This is a genomic window from Borreliella burgdorferi B31, from assembly GCF_000008685.2.
Lineage (GTDB): Bacteria > Spirochaetota > Spirochaetia > Borreliales > Borreliaceae > Borreliella > Borreliella burgdorferi.
The window spans coordinates 569,545-587,980 of sequence record NC_001318.1 but is presented as its reverse complement, the minus strand read 5'-3'; the positions used below and the strand labels follow the sequence as shown (position 1 = coordinate 587,980).

The 18,436-nt window shown below is 28.7% G+C and carries 17 protein-coding genes and 1 tRNA gene; 6 read left to right on the top strand and 12 right to left on the bottom strand.

Annotation, left to right across the window (positions count from 1 at the left end; translation table 11 throughout):
- Nucleotides 1-98 precede the first annotated feature (98 nt).
- From BB_RS02885 to BB_RS02875, 3 genes are all read right to left on the bottom strand, one after another.
- Nucleotides 99-950 (bottom strand): membrane protein, encoded by an 852-nt coding sequence (locus BB_RS02885; RefSeq protein WP_002557162.1) that lies wholly within the window; start codon nucleotides 948-950, stop codon nucleotides 99-101.
- 6 nt (nucleotides 951-956) lie between these two features.
- The gene (locus tag BB_RS02880; RefSeq protein ID WP_023003296.1) at nucleotides 957-1,763 is read right to left on the bottom strand and encodes an ATP-binding cassette domain-containing protein; all 807 of its coding nucleotides are present in this window, start codon (nucleotides 1,761-1,763) and stop codon (nucleotides 957-959) included.
- A 61-nt stretch (nucleotides 1,764-1,824) separates the two neighbouring features.
- Nucleotides 1,825-2,901 (bottom strand): glycosyltransferase family 2 protein, encoded by a 1,077-nt coding sequence (locus tag BB_RS02875; RefSeq protein ID WP_002665235.1) that lies wholly within the window; start codon nucleotides 2,899-2,901, stop codon nucleotides 1,825-1,827.
- 199 nt (nucleotides 2,902-3,100) lie between these two features.
- On the opposite strand from BB_RS02875, the gene pyrH reads away from it, so the two are divergent.
- Both pyrH and BB_RS02865 read left to right on the top strand, forming a co-directional pair.
- Nucleotides 3,101-3,790, top strand: a complete 690-nt coding sequence (pyrH, locus tag BB_RS02870) for a UMP kinase (protein ID WP_002665224.1) — start codon at nucleotides 3,101-3,103, stop codon at nucleotides 3,788-3,790.
- 8 nt (nucleotides 3,791-3,798) lie between these two features.
- Nucleotides 3,799-3,882: transfer RNA gene (locus tag BB_RS02865), tRNA-Leu, on the top strand.
- Between the two features lie 266 nt (nucleotides 3,883-4,148).
- Here the strand turns inward: BB_RS02865 and BB_RS02860 are convergent.
- The 6 genes from BB_RS02860 to BB_RS02835 form a co-directional block, all read right to left on the bottom strand.
- The gene (locus BB_RS02860) at nucleotides 4,149-4,523 is read right to left on the bottom strand and encodes a response regulator (RefSeq protein WP_002658059.1); all 375 of its coding nucleotides are present in this window, start codon (nucleotides 4,521-4,523) and stop codon (nucleotides 4,149-4,151) included.
- A gap of 40 nt (nucleotides 4,524-4,563) precedes the next feature.
- On the bottom strand, nucleotides 4,564-6,336 hold the full coding sequence (locus BB_RS02855; protein ID WP_002658057.1) for a BB0569 family chemotaxis protein: 1,773 nt from the start codon (nucleotides 6,334-6,336) through the stop codon (nucleotides 4,564-4,566).
- A gap of 1 nt (nucleotide 6,337) precedes the next feature.
- Nucleotides 6,338-7,495, bottom strand: a complete 1,158-nt coding sequence (locus BB_RS02850; RefSeq protein ID WP_002557156.1) for a CheB methylesterase domain-containing protein — start codon at nucleotides 7,493-7,495, stop codon at nucleotides 6,338-6,340.
- Nucleotides 7,496-7,559: 64 nt separating this feature from the next.
- Nucleotides 7,560-9,704: a chemotaxis protein CheA gene (locus BB_RS02845; protein WP_010889767.1), complete on the bottom strand. Its 2,145-nt coding sequence runs from the start codon at nucleotides 9,702-9,704 to the stop codon at nucleotides 7,560-7,562.
- Between the two features lie 15 nt (nucleotides 9,705-9,719).
- Nucleotides 9,720-10,031, bottom strand: coding sequence for an STAS domain-containing protein (locus BB_RS02840; protein ID WP_002557154.1), 312 nt, complete (start codon nucleotides 10,029-10,031; stop codon nucleotides 9,720-9,722).
- Nucleotides 10,032-10,043: 12 nt separating this feature from the next.
- Nucleotides 10,044-10,586: a chemotaxis protein CheW gene (locus tag BB_RS02835; protein ID WP_002557153.1), complete on the bottom strand. Its 543-nt coding sequence runs from the start codon at nucleotides 10,584-10,586 to the stop codon at nucleotides 10,044-10,046.
- Between the two features lie 207 nt (nucleotides 10,587-10,793).
- On the opposite strand from BB_RS02835, the gene BB_RS02830 reads away from it, so the two are divergent.
- The 3 genes from BB_RS02830 (at nucleotide 10,794) to BB_RS02820 (ending at nucleotide 12,707) form a co-directional block, all read left to right on the top strand.
- Nucleotides 10,794-11,399, top strand: coding sequence for a DUF3996 domain-containing protein (locus tag BB_RS02830; protein ID WP_002662669.1), 606 nt, complete (start codon nucleotides 10,794-10,796; stop codon nucleotides 11,397-11,399).
- Nucleotides 11,400-11,481: 82 nt separating this feature from the next.
- A complete protein-coding gene (locus BB_RS02825) occupies nucleotides 11,482-12,000 on the top strand; it encodes a DUF3996 domain-containing protein (RefSeq protein WP_002656613.1) in 519 nt (172 codons plus the stop codon).
- Between the two features lie 164 nt (nucleotides 12,001-12,164).
- Entirely contained in the window at nucleotides 12,165-12,707 is a 543-nt protein-coding gene (locus BB_RS02820; RefSeq protein ID WP_002657001.1) for a DUF3996 domain-containing protein, read from the top strand.
- 26 nt (nucleotides 12,708-12,733) lie between these two features.
- Here the strand turns inward: BB_RS02820 and gnd are convergent, their stop codons facing one another.
- Nucleotides 12,734-14,128, bottom strand: a complete 1,395-nt coding sequence (gene gnd, locus BB_RS02815; RefSeq protein ID WP_010889766.1) for a decarboxylating NADP(+)-dependent phosphogluconate dehydrogenase — start codon at nucleotides 14,126-14,128, stop codon at nucleotides 12,734-12,736.
- A gap of 112 nt (nucleotides 14,129-14,240) precedes the next feature.
- Here gnd and htpG point away from each other — a divergent pair, with 112 nt between their 5' ends.
- The gene (gene htpG / locus BB_RS02810) at nucleotides 14,241-16,091 is read left to right on the top strand and encodes a molecular chaperone HtpG (protein ID WP_002557148.1); all 1,851 of its coding nucleotides are present in this window, start codon (nucleotides 14,241-14,243) and stop codon (nucleotides 16,089-16,091) included.
- A 37-nt stretch (nucleotides 16,092-16,128) separates the two neighbouring features.
- Here htpG and crr read toward each other — a convergent pair whose 3' ends face one another.
- Together crr and ptsP are read right to left on the bottom strand one after the other, a co-directional pair.
- Nucleotides 16,129-16,698, bottom strand: coding sequence for a PTS glucose transporter subunit IIA (gene crr, locus BB_RS02805; protein WP_002557147.1), 570 nt, complete (start codon nucleotides 16,696-16,698; stop codon nucleotides 16,129-16,131).
- Nucleotides 16,699-16,700: 2 nt separating this feature from the next.
- Nucleotides 16,701-18,422 carry a phosphoenolpyruvate--protein phosphotransferase gene (gene ptsP, locus BB_RS02800; RefSeq protein ID WP_002656738.1) on the bottom strand — a complete coding sequence of 574 codons (1,722 nt, stop codon included), beginning with the start codon at nucleotides 18,420-18,422 and terminating at the stop codon, nucleotides 16,701-16,703.
- Nucleotides 18,423-18,436: the final 14 nt, after the last annotated feature.

The window sequence follows — 18,436 nt, the reverse complement described above, 5'->3', positions numbered from 1 at the left end:
GCATTAAAACAAACAAAAACATTAAATTAAAATAAAAATTATTAATGCTTAGCTAAAAAGCTATTTCTAAGCCATTGTTTTAAATCTTTTAAACTATTTTAATTATAATTAACAAAACAATATAATGAACCTTTGGTTAAATAGTAATAATTAAACATTGCCAAAAAAACTAAAAACCCAAGAATAGCAAACAAATTGCTTTTTTTTCTAATACTTCCAAAGTCTACTATCTTAAAATATGAAGCCAAATATAAAAAAAATCCCAAACTATAAACTATTTTAAAAAATAGGTCGCCTAAAAATCTGTCAAAAGAAAAAATTAAATCCGAAGAACATGGCACATATTTAAAACCCAAATAAAGAAAAGACGTAGAAAAAAACAATAACACAATGGTCCCTAAAAAGAATATCAAAACCTTAACAAAAGGATGCGTTTTAAAAGTTATTCTAAAAAACATAAAGATTGGAAAAATAGATAAAAAATTAAAATAACGAACAAATAAAAAATCATAAAAATATCTTAATTCTAAGAATGGAGTACCCTCGCCTCTTAAAAAGAATGCATTATCTAGGAATAAAAAAATATTAACCCCTAAATAATAAATAAATATTAAAATTAAAGGTAGTGCAAATAAATATTTAATTAAATTGAAAAAATAATGCTCAAAAGTTGAAACAGGCAAAGATAAATAAAGAATATTTCTGAACGGATCGTGAATTACTTTGTAATAATCACACATGGTAAAAATCGATATAATCAAGGTTAAAATAAAAATTTTAGGAGCAAAAAATTTTAAAAAATCAGTTGCTGAAAAATTAAAATAAAATCTAACAAGCAAATAAGATATAAATATCATTCCTAAAACTTGAATTATTAATAAAGTATAGAATTTTTTATTGTAAATAAAATCAAAATAAAATAAATTCAAAAATCTTTTTAAGCTAAACATCTTTTATTACCTCTTCTTTTTATTTTCAGTAACATATAAAAAGAAAAACTCAATATCAACAACTTCAGCGCCATTGCTACTCTCAAAATAAAGCGCCTTAAATCCATCCTTATTTTTTTCATAATATAATTCATTTCCATTCAGCTCGCTGATAATTTTAATCTTATAATTTTTATTAATATAAGATACTGAATTGGAAAAAAGAATTGACTTTTCCCCAACAATGATTAAATAATCCACAACCCCTGCCAAATCTCTTACATTGTGGCCTGTAATAAAAATGATTCTATCCTTTAAATTAGAAAGCATGTTTCTAAAAACATTTTTTGAAACAATATCAAGACTATTTGTTGGCTCGTCAAACAATAAACAAGAAACATTTGCAGCTAGAGAGAATGCAATAATACTTTTTTTCTTCTGTCCAAAAGAAGCTGAAGATAAGTCAAGAGAAATATCAAGATCAAAATCCGATAAATATTTTTTAAAATCTGCCTCATTGAAATTTGGATAAAATATAGATAAAGCCTTGCTGTATTCGGCTAAAGACAATCTGGGAAGTGAAAATTCTTCAGGAATAAAAAACAAATTCACTAAATTCAAGGGATTTCTTGGAAAAGSTGCTAAAGAGTTAAACAAAATTTTCCCTTTTAAGGGCTCCAAAAGTCCACTTACAAGTTTAAGTAAAGTTGTTTTTCCAACTCCATTTTTGCCAAGAAGCAAATAGGCTTGAGGGGTCTCAATGTTTAAATTTAAATCCGAATAGACTTCTTTTCTCTTATAGGAAAATTTTACATTAACAGCCTCAATAGCCATAAACACTCCTTAATATATTAAAAGTTAAAACATAAAAAATAATTAAATCAAAAATATAAATTCAATTTTTTATGAAAAACTTATAAATAAATATAGAAAAATTTACATAAAGTCTTGAGCTAAAATTCCAAATTTTTAGCATAATTCTAGGTAAAATTTGAATTTCATTAAATCCAAAACTTTTTGCATATTCATAACAATCTTGAAATTCAGATAATCCTTTAATCTCATCAAGAACAGAAATAAGCTTTTCTTTATAAGCCCTATAAACAAGCTTATCAGAGATATTCCAACTAATAATATAAATTTGCTTAAAAGAAATAAAATAATAAAATTGCAAGAAAAATTTTTTATACAAATTTTGACATTCGTTAAAAATACCTTCTCTTTTTAATAAAGTTTCCATTGTATTAAGAGATAATTTAGATTTATGTAAAACACTAATAGAAGAACTCATGCTTCCCATTCTTTGGAAATTAGTATAAAAATAATTATTTACAAAAGAAACTTTAGAAGCTTTTAAAAAAATTTGCATAACAAAAACTATATCTTCAAATACTACATTTTGCTGACGAATATTATTCTTTAAAATTAATTCCCGTCTAATCAATTTATCCCATAACGTTCCAACAACAAAATTTTTCCTTCCAAAAGTCGCATAAACAGTAAAAAGCAAATTTTTAAACGCCTCCTTGCCTGTTAATGGATAATTAGGAAAAGGAAGTAGAGATTTTCTTTTTACATTTATTGCAAGAAAATAAATATAAAATTGAGAACAAACAATATCAGAATTATCTGCTTTTGCTCTGTTATATAGAACTTCAAGCATGGTGCTCTCTACAGAATCATCACCATCCCAATAAATAACATATTCCCCTTGAGCCTCAGAAAGTCCCTTGTCTCTAGAAGCAGAAAGACCCATATTTTTTTGACTAAAAATCTTAATAAAGCTATACTTATTGGCATATTTTTCTGCTATCTCTAAACTACCATCATAAGAACCATCATCAATTAATATAATTTCTTTATCTTTTAATGTTTGATTAACAGCATCCTTTATCATTGCATCAAGAGTTTCAGCCGAATTAAAAAAACAAATAATAACAGAAACTTTATACTTATGCACAATATCCTCCAAAATAAAAACTGCTAAGCAAAATCAACGCTAAAACACTTCACAACAAATTCTTTTAATTTTTTGCATAACAATTAAATTGTAATATATAATTAACAAGTTTGTATTGTTTCAAACTTATTTTAATGAAAAGTTTAGCAGAAATTGCTATATTATTAAAAGTAAAAAATTTAAAAAACATCAACCCAAATAAGGAGCTTGAATGCTTGAAATAATAAGTCTTGGAGGAGGAGTAATAAATTCAAACCAAATCAACATAGAATTCATTAAAAACTTTAAAAACTTTGTTTTTAAATGGCTACTAGAAAATGAAAAAAGAAAAATCATTTTAATAGTTGGTGGAGGAAGAGTTGCAAGAGAATACCAAGATGCTTATAAAAAAATCAATCCTGATTTTAAAGTTCATGAACTTGATGAGATTGGAATAATATCAACAAGACTAAACGCAGAATTTCTGAGTAAAGTAATGAATCCCTTTTGTAAAGACAAAATTGTCACTAATCCCTTAAAAAATTTTTCTTTTAAAGGAAAAATATTAATTGCTTCCGGATGGAAATCAGGATTCTCAACAGATTACATTGCCGTAAAATTTGCAGAAAAATTTAATAAAAAAGATATCATAAATATAACAAACGTAAATCAAGTTTATGATAAAGACCCAAAAAAATTTAAAAACGCAACAGCTTTTAAAAAATTAAATTGGAAACAATTACAAAACATTGTGGGCCAAAAGTGGAATCCAGGCTTAAATTTACCTTTTGACCCAATAGCAACAAAACTCTCTTCAAAACTTGGACTTACCCTTTACATAGTAAATGGAAATAATATTGAAAACTTAGAAAAAGTTTTTAACAAAAATAATGATTTTTTTGGCACTATTATAGTAAAATAAAAGTTAATGCCGGTATGGCGGAATTGGTAGACGCGCCAGACTCAAAATCTGGTGAGGGCAACTTCATGTCGGTTCGACTCCGACTACCGGTATTTTGATTGCTTTTTTAGAAGCTTCAAAATTATCAAGCATTACTAATAAAATAATTGCTTCTTTTAAGAAAAATTTTCTTTCATAAATTACTTGTTTATACTAATAAAAATTTAATATAAACCTTATGATTAATAAAATTTAATACTATTAAAATAAGGATAAAGCACCTCTTTCAATAGGTTGTCCTTATTCTAAAATAACATATTGAAAATCATTTTAATTATAATAAAACTTTAAAGTCTACAAATTAATTGCAAATATAAACTTAAAATATCTTTGAGATTGTCTTCATTAAAGCTTCAGGATTAAAAGGTTTAACAAGCCAACCAGTAGCGCCCGCTTTACGACCCTCATCAACCTTAGATTGCTCAGATTCAGTGGTAAGAACAAGTATAGGAACAAAGCTGCCAAATTCTCTTATCTGCTTAATAACCCCAATGCCGTCTAAATTAGGCATGTTGATATCTGTAATAACAAGGTCAAAATCTTTATCTCCTTGCCCAACTGCTTCTTTAAACCTTAAAACCCCTTCTAAACCATCTTTTGCTTCTGAGACTCCAAAACCGTTTTGTTCTAAAATATAAGCAACGCTTTGCCTTATTGCCCTATTGTCATCAATAACCAAAATTCTTTTTTTCATCTAATTTTCTCCTAAAACCCTCCTAAAAAGTATATAAAAATTAAAACAAAATTACACTACCCTCATCAAAGGAATGAACATCCTCGGCTTCCTCTATCAAAGATAATAAGTGTTTTTTATGAACAAATAAAGTAAATCGATTAGCAATTCTATTAACAAATTCTTTATCTTCAATCTCAACAGATTGAATTCCAACCTTAGATAATTCTAAATTAAGATTGAAATTTATTTTGCTTTCCATATTGCTTAAAAAGTTATCTATATCTAAAAGAGAATTTTTTAAATTTCTAACATTGTAGACTTCTAATTTAATCTCTTCAAATATTTCCATAAATTCAATTGAAAAAACTTCATAAGACAAAATATTATCAATAGCTATATTCTTAATGTCAAGAATATCATTTTTAATTTCTATGAATAATTTTTTAAATTTATTAAAATAATTCTTTTCAAGATAAAATCTATTGTCATAATCCTTAACAACTTTTTCAAGAAAAAAGATTATTTGATCCAAAAATTCTATTCCCTTGGTAATGTTAGAATCAATTTCTTTGATAATCTTAGACATTTCTGAAATATTGCCCTCCATGGCTTTAAGTTCAGATCTTTTGACAACTTCTATCTTTGAGGCTATATTAATATTTTGAAACCTAGCAGAAATAGCTGAAATATTTGAAAACATTAATTCTAATGATTTTATAAGCTTGACCTGTTCATAATATAAATTCAAAAAATTAGAATTATTCTTCTCAACATCATCAATTCTTCTAAGCAGATCAGACAAAATACTAGAAAATTGTTCTATTATTTTAGGAATATCTATGTATAAAGAATTATCAGACCTTAAATCGTTAATGGTTTGAATAGAACTAAGAGAGGAATCAATAAATTTCTCAAAAACAGTATAATTTTTTTCAAGCTTTTCAAGAACATCTTTTACTATAACTTTTGATGTATCCGTAAAAACTGATAAAATTTTTAATTTTTGGATCTCACTTATATCTCTAAATTTAAAAACATCAATATTAGAATACATAATATTTAAATGTTGCAAAGATTGAGTTAGCCTGTCTTGAAACTGAAGATAAGAAATAGAATTTACAAGTTTAAACTTAAATTCAGATAAAACTTTTAAAATATCATCATAAAGAGCAATGACACTTCCTATTCCATCTGAAAAAGCATCTATTTTTTTCATTAAATTATCTCTAAATTCTTCAAGAATTTTATTTTCAGCTGTATTGCTTTCATATACTTGATTTTTAGCTCTATCCAGACCAATTTTAACCTCGCGACCCTTGCTTGTAAGTTGATCTGCCTGTTTGATCATAGATTGGGTTAAAACCTTAATTTCACTCGTAATATAAGAAAAGGCTCCACCAGCCTTACCCGCTCTCATAGCAACTGTTAACGTATTAATAGACATTATTTCCATATCAAGAGAGCTTTTTTTCATTCTTTCAATAACATCTTCAAGTATTTCTATATCTTTAACCTTACTCCGTATTATGCTAAATTGAGATTCAAGAGAAGTTGTTGAAGAATTAAAGTAAGCAACAAAATCATCTAATGCTCCTATAATTTTGGCTATAAAATTATTCAAAGAAGAATCATTATCAAGATCAAGATTGGAAATCAAATCAATACTAAAAGATAAATCCTTAGAATCTTTAGAAATTTTTTCTATTAATTTAGGAATTGATTTGCTTAAATTTGAATAAATATGCCTTGTGCTTTCATCAAAAGCTTCAAGTTTGTGAAATAAGGTTGCCAAACAATCGTTGGCATCAAAACCATTATTGTCATTATCCATTTTAAGATCTCCTTAGAACATGATCTGCTATTTCGCTTAAAGGAAGGATTTTGTCTACAGCCCCTATTTTTATAGCTTCCATTGGCATACCAAAAACAACAGAGGTTTCTTGATCTTGGGCAATAGTATAAGCGCCATTTTTTTTCATTTCAAGCATACAAACAGCACCATCATCTCCCATACCTGTAAGGATAACTCCAATAGCATTAGAGCCTGCATACATTGCAGCAGACCTAAAAAGTACATTCACAGAAGGCTTATGTCTACTAACAAGAGGTCCATCTAATAGGTTTACAAAATAATTTCCGCTACTATATTTTACAATCAAATGATAACTTCCATTAGCAATTATTACAAGACCTGGACGAAGAATGTCTCCATCCTCAGCTTCTTTAATATCAATATTAAACTCATTGTTTAGGTTTTTTGCAAAAGATTTTGTAAATCCTCCAGGCATATGCTGAACAATAATAATTGGGGGAGAATCTTTTTTAAAAGACCTTAAAAAAATTCTTAAAGCCTCTGTACCGCCCGTTGAAGAGCCTACAACAATAATTTTACCAGTTTTGTGCTTATTGATAAGGCCTTGATATTTAATAATAACATCCGGATCATTTTTGGGAGCAAAATTAATAACATCAGAAACTCTATAACTTTTTCTTATACTTGAATCATTTAAATTATTTTCCCTCAGCTCTACTTTAGAATTACTAGAAAAATCGGGTGCTTGAATCCTTTTAACTTCAAAAGAAGATATTAATTTATTTTTGCCTAGATTTTTCAACTCCAGCTTTATTAAAGCTAAATACTTACTGCGAAATAAATCAACTGTAAGCTTAAAATTAAGCTTATTTATTATTAATTTAACCTTTTCCTTGCTTTGCTCAAGACATCCAAAATTTGGTAACATTTCATTTTGAGCAATAAATACAACCGGAAGAGATATATTATTAAGGACATTGTTTAAAGAATTCCCAAAATTAGATCTTGCTGTATTCTCATCAATAATAACTAAATCTGGAAACTTTTGTAAAAATACATTAATAAGATTTAAAGAATTAAAACCAGCATTTAATATCTCAACATCATTATCTTTAGAAAAAGCTCTAACAAAAACCTGCTTTATAAGACCTTGAATATCAATTACTAATATCTTCATTATTATATTTTAATATTTTTAACCTTTAAAACCAAAAAGCTGCATTTTCTATTTTCTATTTTCTTTATTTTATAAGTTTAGTTATTGCATCTATGTCAACAACCAAAGCCAAACTTCCATCACCAAGTATAGTAGCTCCAGAAACCCCTTCTACTCGAGAATAAATTTTACCCAAAGCCTTTATGACAGTTTGATGTTGACCCAAAACTTCGTCAACCACAATGCCCATTTTCCCACTATTTGTATTTACAACAACAACTTGCTCACTTAAACTCTTCTCGCTAGAAACCTGAAAAAACTCTCTAAGCCTAATATAACTAATCATGCTGCCCCTATAATTCATTACATTGCTTTTAGTCTCAATTCCATCTATTTGAGAAATTAACTTATTAGATTCTAAACAAGATTCAACATTAGAAAGAGGAACAATAAAATGCTCATCTTTTACTCTAACAAGCCAACCCTCAATAATAGCCAAAGTCAATGGAAAAATTAACTTGATTCTAGTATATTTACCAAATTCACTTTCAAGTACAACATGCCCCCTTAAAGATTCAACCTGTTTTTTGACAACATCCATGCCAACTCCACGACCTGATATATCAGTAACAGAACTTGCAGTTGAAAATCCAGGCTCAAAAATCAAATTATAAACATCAATCTCTGATAAGGTTTTGGCAACTGAATCAGAAATTATATTGCGCTCTATAGCTTTTTTAAGTATTTTATTCTTATCAAGCCCTCTTCCGTCATCCTCAATAATAACAATAACAGAATCCCCAGATTGACACGCTGAAAGCTTAATAATACCTTTGGGATCTTTACCTAAACTTTCTCTCTCTTGAGCCGATTCAATTCCATGATCTATTGAGTTGCGAATTAAATGAACTAAAGGTTCATTTAGCTTTTCAATAATACTTTTGTCAAGAACAGTGTCGCCTCCAGAAGCATGATAAAGAATTGACTTACCAAGGCTAGTAGATAGATCTTTTACTATCCTTTGAAATTTTACAAACAAAATCTCAATAGGAACTGTTCTAAGCCCTGTTGTATAATCCCTAAGCTCATTAATAAGCAAAGAAAATTCTGCTGATATTGAATTTAAAATATTACTATTCCTATTTTCAGCTTCTTTTGAAAGTTTTGATTGTATTGTAACAAGTTCTCCAACAAGATTTACCAAATGATCAAGCTTTTTAGAATCCACCTTAATACTAGCAATATTAACCTTGCTTCTAGCAGTATCATCTTGAATATTAGATCTATTTTTATCTCCATTGAAAAAGGATTTCCCAACAAATGCCGATTTTTCAAATGAAGAATTAGTCAAGTCTTTGCTGTTTCTGTCCAAGTGCAACAAATTAAAATTTTTAGACTCTACATTATCACCTTCATTTGCCTCTAAACATTTATCCAATTCTTGAATATCAATTTTTGATTGAGAATCTAAAAATGTAAAAATATCTTCAATGCTCTCTCTACTCTCTTCTGTATCTAACCTTATCTCCCAATCAACATAAACATTATCAGGAGAGATAAGCTCTAAATCAGGAATGTTATCTACTTTGGCCCTAACATAACCACTACCCAAATTAATCAACTTGCTCAATAAATTTATAGGCTTGTGCCCATGAAACAAAATACCCTTAGCCGGAGAAAAAAGAATTTTGTAACTCTTAAATTCAGACTGCAAAGCCTCATCATCAAATTTATTCTCTGAATTTACTTTAACAGACTCTTCCAAAACCGAACTGTTATCAGACTTTGAAAAATCATTTTCTAAAGCTTCTTGAAAAGCTCCCTTAACATCATTAGAAATATCAAGAACCTTTCTAATTTCATTTACCAAAAACTGTTTACGCTTATCAAAGTCGATCTCAGAAATTACTTCATCGCCTTCAATAAGCTCTCTAATAAAATCAACAGACATTAAGGTAGCATCAATAGCCGCCTGATTAAAAGCAGCCTTACCATTTTTTACAACATCAAGAACTGTTTCTATTTCGTGGACAAGCGATGCTGTAAAATTAAAGCCAAACATACCAGAACTTCCCTTTATGGTATGTAAATTTCTAAAAATAGAATTAACAATATCTTGATCTGAGCTTACCTCAAGATTAAGAAGCGCTTGCTCAATATCTGAAATATTTTCTATTGATTCTTCCTTAAAGGAATTCTTAAATTTATCAATAACATCACTACTATCCATAAGCTTTCCTTAAATCTAAAATCCAACTAAATTAAGTCCTAAATCAAAGCTATCAACATCTTCAATATCTACTAAAAACCCGCCATATATTAATGAACTTAAAACCTCATCGGATGGATACTCAATTTTTACAAACAAATTTCTATTCTTAGCATATTTATTAGATGCATACAAAATTTGTATAAAAGTAATATCTATTTTTTCAACATTTGAAAGGTCAATAATAAGAGTATCCCCTTCTTTCATTTTCTTAAAAATATGCAACAAATCTTCTTTTACCTTAAAAATACTATTTATTACAAGCTCTCCTTCAGGCCTATAAATCATGACTAAAAACTCCTATTGCTGCTGATATTCAGGATCATATATTGTTGTATTTCTAAATTTAGAAAGCTCTCTAACGTCAAACAAATTTTCTACATTTAAAATAATAATAAACTTATCATTACTCTTGCCAATTCCTGAAATAAATTTTGAATTAAACCCTGATCCAATCTTAGGAGCATCATCAATACTAAATGGATCTAATTCAAGAACTTCATTGACATAATCTACTAAAATTCCAAGATTAAATTCATCCCCCTCGTAAACCAAATTCAATATAATAATATTTGAAATGTTAACTCCCTTATTCCTCTTTTTATCATCCTCATCAACAGCACGATCGCTCATTCCAAATTGTTTTCGAATATCAATTATTGGAACGATTTTGCCCCTATTATTTATTATTCCTGCCATGTAATTGGGAGTCCTTGGGATTTTTGATATCTTAGTATATTCTAAAACCTCAACAACATATTTAATCTCAATAGCATAAAGTTCGTCCAAACTAAATAAAAGATACTGACTTAAAGAATCTTGCACATCTGAATCTGTGCTCATAAACGCCCCTTTGAATGTAATTTAAATCGCAAATAGAATGCTAATATCAAGATTAATATTACCTCATATATTGATAAATACAAATTAGAAGTTAATAAAATTTAATTTACCAAAAACAATAAAAAACATAATTTTAACAGAATTCTATCTTATAATTTAAGGTAGAAAGTTGTAGGTTAAATTAAATTTAATATAAAAAAGTTAACAATGCAAAGTAAAAACAAACTAATCAGATTATTAATAATTATTATCACATTATTTTTCAATGTTGAAAATATTTTTACAAACGAAAAATCTAAAAACAATATAACTGGACAAAACAGTACAACTGATCCAAAAATAGAAAGCTTAAAAGCAAAAACTAAAATAAAATTTGGTTTTATTCTACCTTACCCTACTGCAATAGAATTCAGCATTAATAACTTTGATATTGGAGTAGGGGTAACAATATTGAGTGTCTCGGAATTTTTTCCAAAATCACCAATAGCATTGTTATTTAAAATATATTGTGACTATATATTTTTAAATTTAAAATTTAAAGATTCAAATTTTATCTTTTTCTTGGGATCTAGCCTATTTTTTGAAATAGGCAAAATTACAAGCTCAGATTTAACAAATGTTTCTTCTGGGATTACCTATAAAATCGGAGTGGGTTTGCCCTTGGGAATAATATATGAAGCTTATTATGACATTATTGAAATTATAATAAAAACAACACCATCAATTTTTATTGGCCAAATGCCTAACGGAAATTTAATATTTCCAATAAAAGGTAACTTTTCTATTGGAATAAAAGGCTCTCTTAAGATATAGTTTTCACTTTTTAGATAAAAAAAATTATTGGACTAAAATTCTTTTAAAGGCTAGAATGCTATACTTAGGAGATAATAAAGCAATGAGAACAAAAATAATTATTATGACAATTATTATTTTATTAGCCCCAATCTCAGGATTTTCTAATTCAAAAGAATCTGCAAGGGGTAAATTTGGAGCAGGAATTATACTTCCATTACCAATTGCTCTACAGATTAATATAGGAAACTTTGATCTTGACATTGGTCTTTACAGCGGAGTAAATAATTTGTTTTCAGACTGGAAAACATTATTTATAGCATTAGACTATATTTTCTACATATACACATTCCCGGGAGCTGCTAATATTTTGGATTTTTCAGTTGGCGCAGGGGGATATGGAACAATATGGTTTTCAAGATTTGGAGGCAGTAAGTCAGGCTCAGGACCAATGAGCATTGGAGCAAGATTGCCTTTGGCCTTAAATATTGCAGTATTTAGGAAGAAATTCGACATATTTTTACGAATAGCACCCGGACTTGGAATGAATGTTTGGAGTAATGGCGTTGGATTTAGATGGGAAGTATTCGCAGGATTGGGACTAAGATTCTGGTTTACTTAATAATAAAATTCTTTTTTAAAAAGTTTTAAAAAAGAACAATTGTTGAAAAATCAAACCGAGCTCCCAAAAACTTAAACATAAGATTTTAAGGGCAAGGTCTTGTTTTTATTGTTTTAAAATTCAAAAATAAAATATAATAATAAGACAAAATTTGGGAGACAACGGTGAAAAAAATTTTTATATTGTTTATCATGATTGCAAACATATCTACAAATGGTTTTACAAAAGATTCATATTTAAATAGAGGAATTGGCTTTGGAGCAAGCATTGGAAATCCAATTATTAACTTAATAATGTCATTTCCTTTCATTGATTTTGAAATTGGCTATGGTGGTAGTAATGGAATAAATCTATCAGGCCCCAAACTTGAATCAAAATTTTATGATTTTAATTTATTAGCAATAGCAGCACTTGATTTCATTTTTACAATATCTTTGATAAAAAATTTAAATTTAGGAATTGGAATAGGAGGAAATATAAGCATATCGTCTCACACATCTAAATTAATAAATGTAGAATTAGGATTTGGAATGAGAATTCCATTGGTTATTTTTTACGACATTACAGAAAATTTAGAAATAGGTATGAAAATAGCACCTTCAATAGAATTCATCTCAAATACAAGGTCTCTTGCTCAACATAGAACCTATTCGGGCATAAAATCAAACTTTGCTGGGGGAATATTTGCTAAGTACTATATCTTTTAACACCAATTCATTCTAATTTATTAAATTTATTGCCAAGCGCTATGAAAAAATTCACCTCGTTTTGAGTCTAATCTTTCAAAAGAATGAGCACCAAAAAAATCTCTTTGTGCTTGAATTAGATTAGAAGGCAGATAATTAGTAGAATAAGAATCTAAAAACGAAAGGCTGGCATAAAATGCTGGCAAAGGAATCCCAATTTCACTAGCCTTTGAAATTATTCTTCTTAAAGATTTGTGATTATTTTTTAGTAAATCTAAAAAATAATCATCAAAAAGCAAATTAATAAGATGAGGATTTTTATCATAAGCCAATTTAATTTTATCTAAAAAACTGCTACGAATAATACAGCCTTCTCTCCAAACCAAAGAAATTTTACCTAAATTCAAATCCCAACCATAATTCACAGACGCGGTCTTAAGCATCATAAAACCTTGAGCATAAGCTACTATTTTTGAAACTAAAAGAGCATAATAAAGATCTAAAATCCAATCACTAAGCTCAAACTCAAAAGAAGAAGTATCCATCTTAAGTAAATCGCTAGCAATAATCCTTTCGTGTTTTAACCCCGACATAAATCTTGAAAAAACAGATTCAACAATTAAATTTACAGGCACACCAGATTCAAGAGCATCAATAGCTGTCCAAACACCAGTGCCTTTTTGATTTGCAATATCTAAAATCTTATCAACTAAATATTCATTATTTTCTTTATATTTAAGAATCTTAGAAGTTATTTCTAGTAAATACCCTGAAAGATCGCCTTCATTCCATTTTTCAAAAACTTCAGAAATTTTCAAATTATCTAAATTGAAAGCTTTTTTCATGAAAAAATAAACCTCGCTGATAAGCTGCATATCAGCGTATTCCACTCCATTATGTATCATTTTAACATAGTGCCCAGAACCGTTCTCCCCAATATAAGTCGAACAAATATCATTATTTTTAGTTTTAGCTGCAATTTTATTTAACATGGGCTCAAGAATTTCATAGGCTGATTTACTTCCTCCATACATTAGCGCAGGACCAAATCTTGCTCCTCTCTCCCCTCCAGAAATTCCAAGTCCTACAAAATAAATGTCTTTAGCAAACAATTCTTTTTCCAATCTCATTGTGCTCTTATAATGAGAATTTCCACCATCAATAATTATGTCTGATTTATTCATAAAGGGTAAAATTTGCTCAATAACCTTTTCTATAGCAGAGCTTGTCACCATTAAGATGATTTTTTTTGGAGTTTTTAAGCTTTTAACAAAAGATTCAATATCTTTAAAACCATTTATCTTTTTATGAGAATTTTGTTTAACAAAAATTTCAGTTTTTTCATTATCTCTATTGTAAACAGAAACATTAAAACCGTTATCAGCAATATTTAGAGCTAAATTACTACCCATAACACCAAGTCCATAAATTCCTACATCCATTGCATTCTCCTTGATTCTAATTTTCTATTTTAAACAAATTGCTTTATTTATTATTTTTAGATTATGTTATATTATAAAAAAAGTAAAGATTAAATTGAAAAGGAAAAGTTGCATGAAAAAACAATTTGATACAGAAGTAAATGATTTGCTTTATTTAATCATCCACTCTCTTTACTCCCATAAAGAAATATTTTTAAGAGAATTGATATCAAATGCGTCTGACGCCATTGATAAACTCAAGTTTTTAAGCTTGACAAACGAAAAATTCAAAAACATTGCTCTAGAACCAAAAATAGAAATATCGTTTGATGATAAAAGCATCCTAATTAAAGATAATGGAATCGGAATGGATGAACAAGATTTAACTAATCATCTTGGCGTAATTGCAAAATCAGGAACTAAAGAATTTATTAACAATTTAAAACAAGATGAAAAAAAATCTGCAAGCCTAATTGGCCAGTTTGGAGTTGGATTTTACAGCGCATTCATAGTATCAGAAAAAGTAGAAGTTACATCAAAAAAAGCATTAGAAAGCGACGCATATATTTGGTCTAGCGACGGCAAAACAGGATATGAAATAGAAAAAGCAAAAAAAGAAGAGTCAGGTACAGAAATAAAGTTATATCTTAATAAAGAAGGCCTTGAATATGCTAATAAATGGAAAATTCAAGAAATTATCAAAAAATATTCAAATCACATAAATTATCCCATTTATATTAAATACAGCGAACCTATAATGAAGGACGGGAAACAAGAGGGAATAGAAGAAAAAGAAGAAAAATTAAATGAAACTACTGCTCTTTGGACAAAAAATAAAAGCGAAATTAAAGCAGAAGAATACAATGAATTTTATAAAAATACAACCTTTGATTATGAAAATCCATTAATGCATATTCATACAAAAGCCGAAGGAAATTTGGAATATACTAATTTATTTTACGTCCCAAGCAAAGCTCCCTATGATTTATATTACCCAAACACTAAGCCTGGGGTAAAGCTATTTATAAATAGAATCTTTATTACAGATTCTGAAGGCAGCTTGCTTCCAAACTATCTAAGATTTATAAAAGGAATTATAGACTGCCAAGATTTGCCACTCAATGTAAGTAGAGAAATTTTACAGCAAAATAAAATTTTGTCTAAAATAAAATCATCTTCTGTAAAAAAAATACTAAGCGAGCTTGAAAAGCTAAGTAAAAAAAATCCTGAAAAATTTTCAGAGTTTTCTAAAGAATTTGGGAGATGCATTAAAGAAGGTGTTTATTCTGACTTTGAAAACAGAGAAAAGCTTATATCATTAATAAGGTTTAAATCCTCAAGTGTAGATGGGTTTGTGTCTTTTAAAGAGTATAAAGAAAGAATGAATGAGAGTCAAAAAAGCATTTACTACATAACAGGCGGTAAAGAAAATATATTAAAAGAAAACCCAATAGTAGCTGCTTATAAAGAAAAAGGATTTGAAATCTTAATCATGGACGATGAACTCGATGAAGCTATTTTAAATCTAATTCCAGAATACGAAGGATTAAAACTAAAGGCAATAAATAAAAACGAAACCAGCAATGAATTAAAAGATGAAAATTTCAAAAAAATTGAAGAAGAATTCAAAGATACCCTTACAAAAGTAAAAGAAATCCTCAAGGATCATATAAAAGAAGTCAATCTATCAGCAACATTGATAAAAGAGCCTTCAGCAATAATAATTGATAGCAATGATCCAACTTACCAAATGCAAAAAATCATGCTGTCAATGGGACAAGAAGTAAAAGAAATAAAACCAATACTTGAATTAAACCCTAATAATAAAATAGTCCAAAATTTAAAAAATCTAGAGCCTGAAAAATTAGAAAAAATAAGCATTCTCCTTTTTGAAGAAGCTATGTTAACTTCAGGAATGCCCAGCAAAAATCCAGGAAAATTTATAAATATAATAAACGAATTTATAGAAAAAGACTTCTTATAATTAAAAGTAAAAAGAGAGAGTTTTAAGCTCTCTCTTTTTACTTTTTAACTCGCAACACCAAATCTTTGCCCGCTATAACAGGCTTTGTTTGAGATATTTTATGCCTAATTTCTTCTGTCAAGACAGTTGAAGATGATAAAATATATTCAGAATCATTTTCAAGCCTTCCAAAAGAATATTCTATACTTGAAACTTCATCAGAATTTGCAATAACAACCGGAGTAATAACGGATTCTGAATGCTCTTTTAAATATTCAAGATCAAGCCTAATAATAACTTCACCTTGTTTAACATTAATGCCCTCTTCAGCAACTCTTGTAAAACCCTTACCATTTAAATTAAGAGTATTAATTCCAAAATGGACAAAAATTTCAACGCCCTCTTTAGTTTCAAGGCTAAAGGCATGATTGGTTTTAAAAATTTTACCTATTTTCCCATCACAAGGCGCCAACAACTCATTGCTTGTTGGAAGAATTGCAATTCCATCGCCAACTATTTTTTCAGCAAAAGCTTCATCGGGAACCTTATCAATTGACATAACTTTTCCACTAATCGGAGCAATCAAATCCAATGTAGCGGTTTTTTTAAAAAAATCTAAAAACCCCATAACTAATCTCCTATAAATTTATCAAAATAACTTAAAGTTTCTTGCTTGGAATCACTATTTAAAACCTTATTTGCCAATTCTTCTAATTCCATTATTGTATACTTTTTAAGCAAATATTTAATTCTAAGCGTAGCACTAGGAATCATGCTTAAAGACCTAAACCCAAGGCCTACAAGAAGCAGTGCTCCAGCATCATCTCCTCCAAGCTCACCACAAACAGACACATCAATTCCAGAACTAACCCCATCATCAAGAACCTTTTTGATTAATTTCAACACAGCAGGATTATACTTGTCATATAAATTTGATATCTTTTGATTACCACGATCAACAGCTAAAACATATTGGGTTAAATCGTTAGTCCCTATGCTAAAAAATTTCAATTTATTGGCAAGTTTAGAGGAAATTAAAGCTGCAGAAGGGACTTCTATCATGCAACCCACTTCCAAATTTTCATCAAAAGGCAAGCCTCTAGACTTTAAGTTGATTTTTGCATTATTAACAAAATATTCTATCGTTTCGATCTCTTCATATATGGTAAGCATAGGAACCATTACCCTTATCTTACCATAATGACTGGCCCTAAAAATAGCATTAAACTGCGCCTGGATTAATTCCTCATATTCCTTATACATCCTAAGTGCCCGAAAGCCCAAAAAGGGATTTTCCTCTTTCTTAAAATTAAGATAAGGAATTTCTTTATCACCACCAACATCAAGAGTACGAATCGTAACAACCCCTTTCTTTTCCATTGTTTCTATAACTCTCTTATAAGTTTCAAACTGCTCATCTTCTGTTGGAGGTTGTAAAGATCTCATATATAAGAACTCTGTTCTAAAAAGACCTATTCCCTCAACACCATATTTATTAACATAGGTAATATCAACAGGTGTTCCAATATTTGCCTTTAAAAACACCTTTGTGCCATCTTTTGTTTCAGCATCTTTATCTTTTAAAGAAAAAAGCTCTTTTTCTAACTCTACTTGTCGCAAAATCTTACCTTCATAAAGATTAATCTCATCAGAAGAAGGATTTTTAATAACAATAGAAGACATTGCATCAATTACTATTTTATCACCATCCTTTAACGCATCAATATCTGACAAAGTCATAACAAGCGCTGGAAGCCCCATTGTTCTTGCTAAAATAGCAGCATGAGAGGTTTCTCCTCCAACAGCAGTTAAAAACCCTTTAACATAATTTAAGTCAAATTGCATGGTATCAGATGGGGTTAATTCCTCGGTAACAAGAATAATATCTTTATTAATCTCAGAAAAATCGGATACTTGGCCTAAAATGATAGAAATTAATCTATTTCTAATGTCCTTATAATCAGACGCTCTTTCTTTTAAATAAGGATCTTTATAATCTTCTACACTTTTAACCAAATTTTCAAACGCTAAATAAATAGAATAAGCAGCGCTATAATTTTCCTTTACAATAAGCTCAATAACAAGCTCATCAAGTTCATCGTCTTCAACGATCAACACCTGACCTTCAAAAATACCTTTTTTATCATCTCCAAATTGAAGCATAGCTTTTCTCTCAAGATCCCTAAGCGCTTCAATTGCTTTTGACTTCGCTTTATTGAATTTTGATATCTCGCTATCAACCTGAGAAAAGTCTATTTTTTCTCTACTTATAATTTTATCAAAATTTTTCCTAATACAAAGAACTTCCCCAATGCCTATCCCTTTGGATATTCTTTTGCCCGATAAAGTCATAACTTAAATCCTTC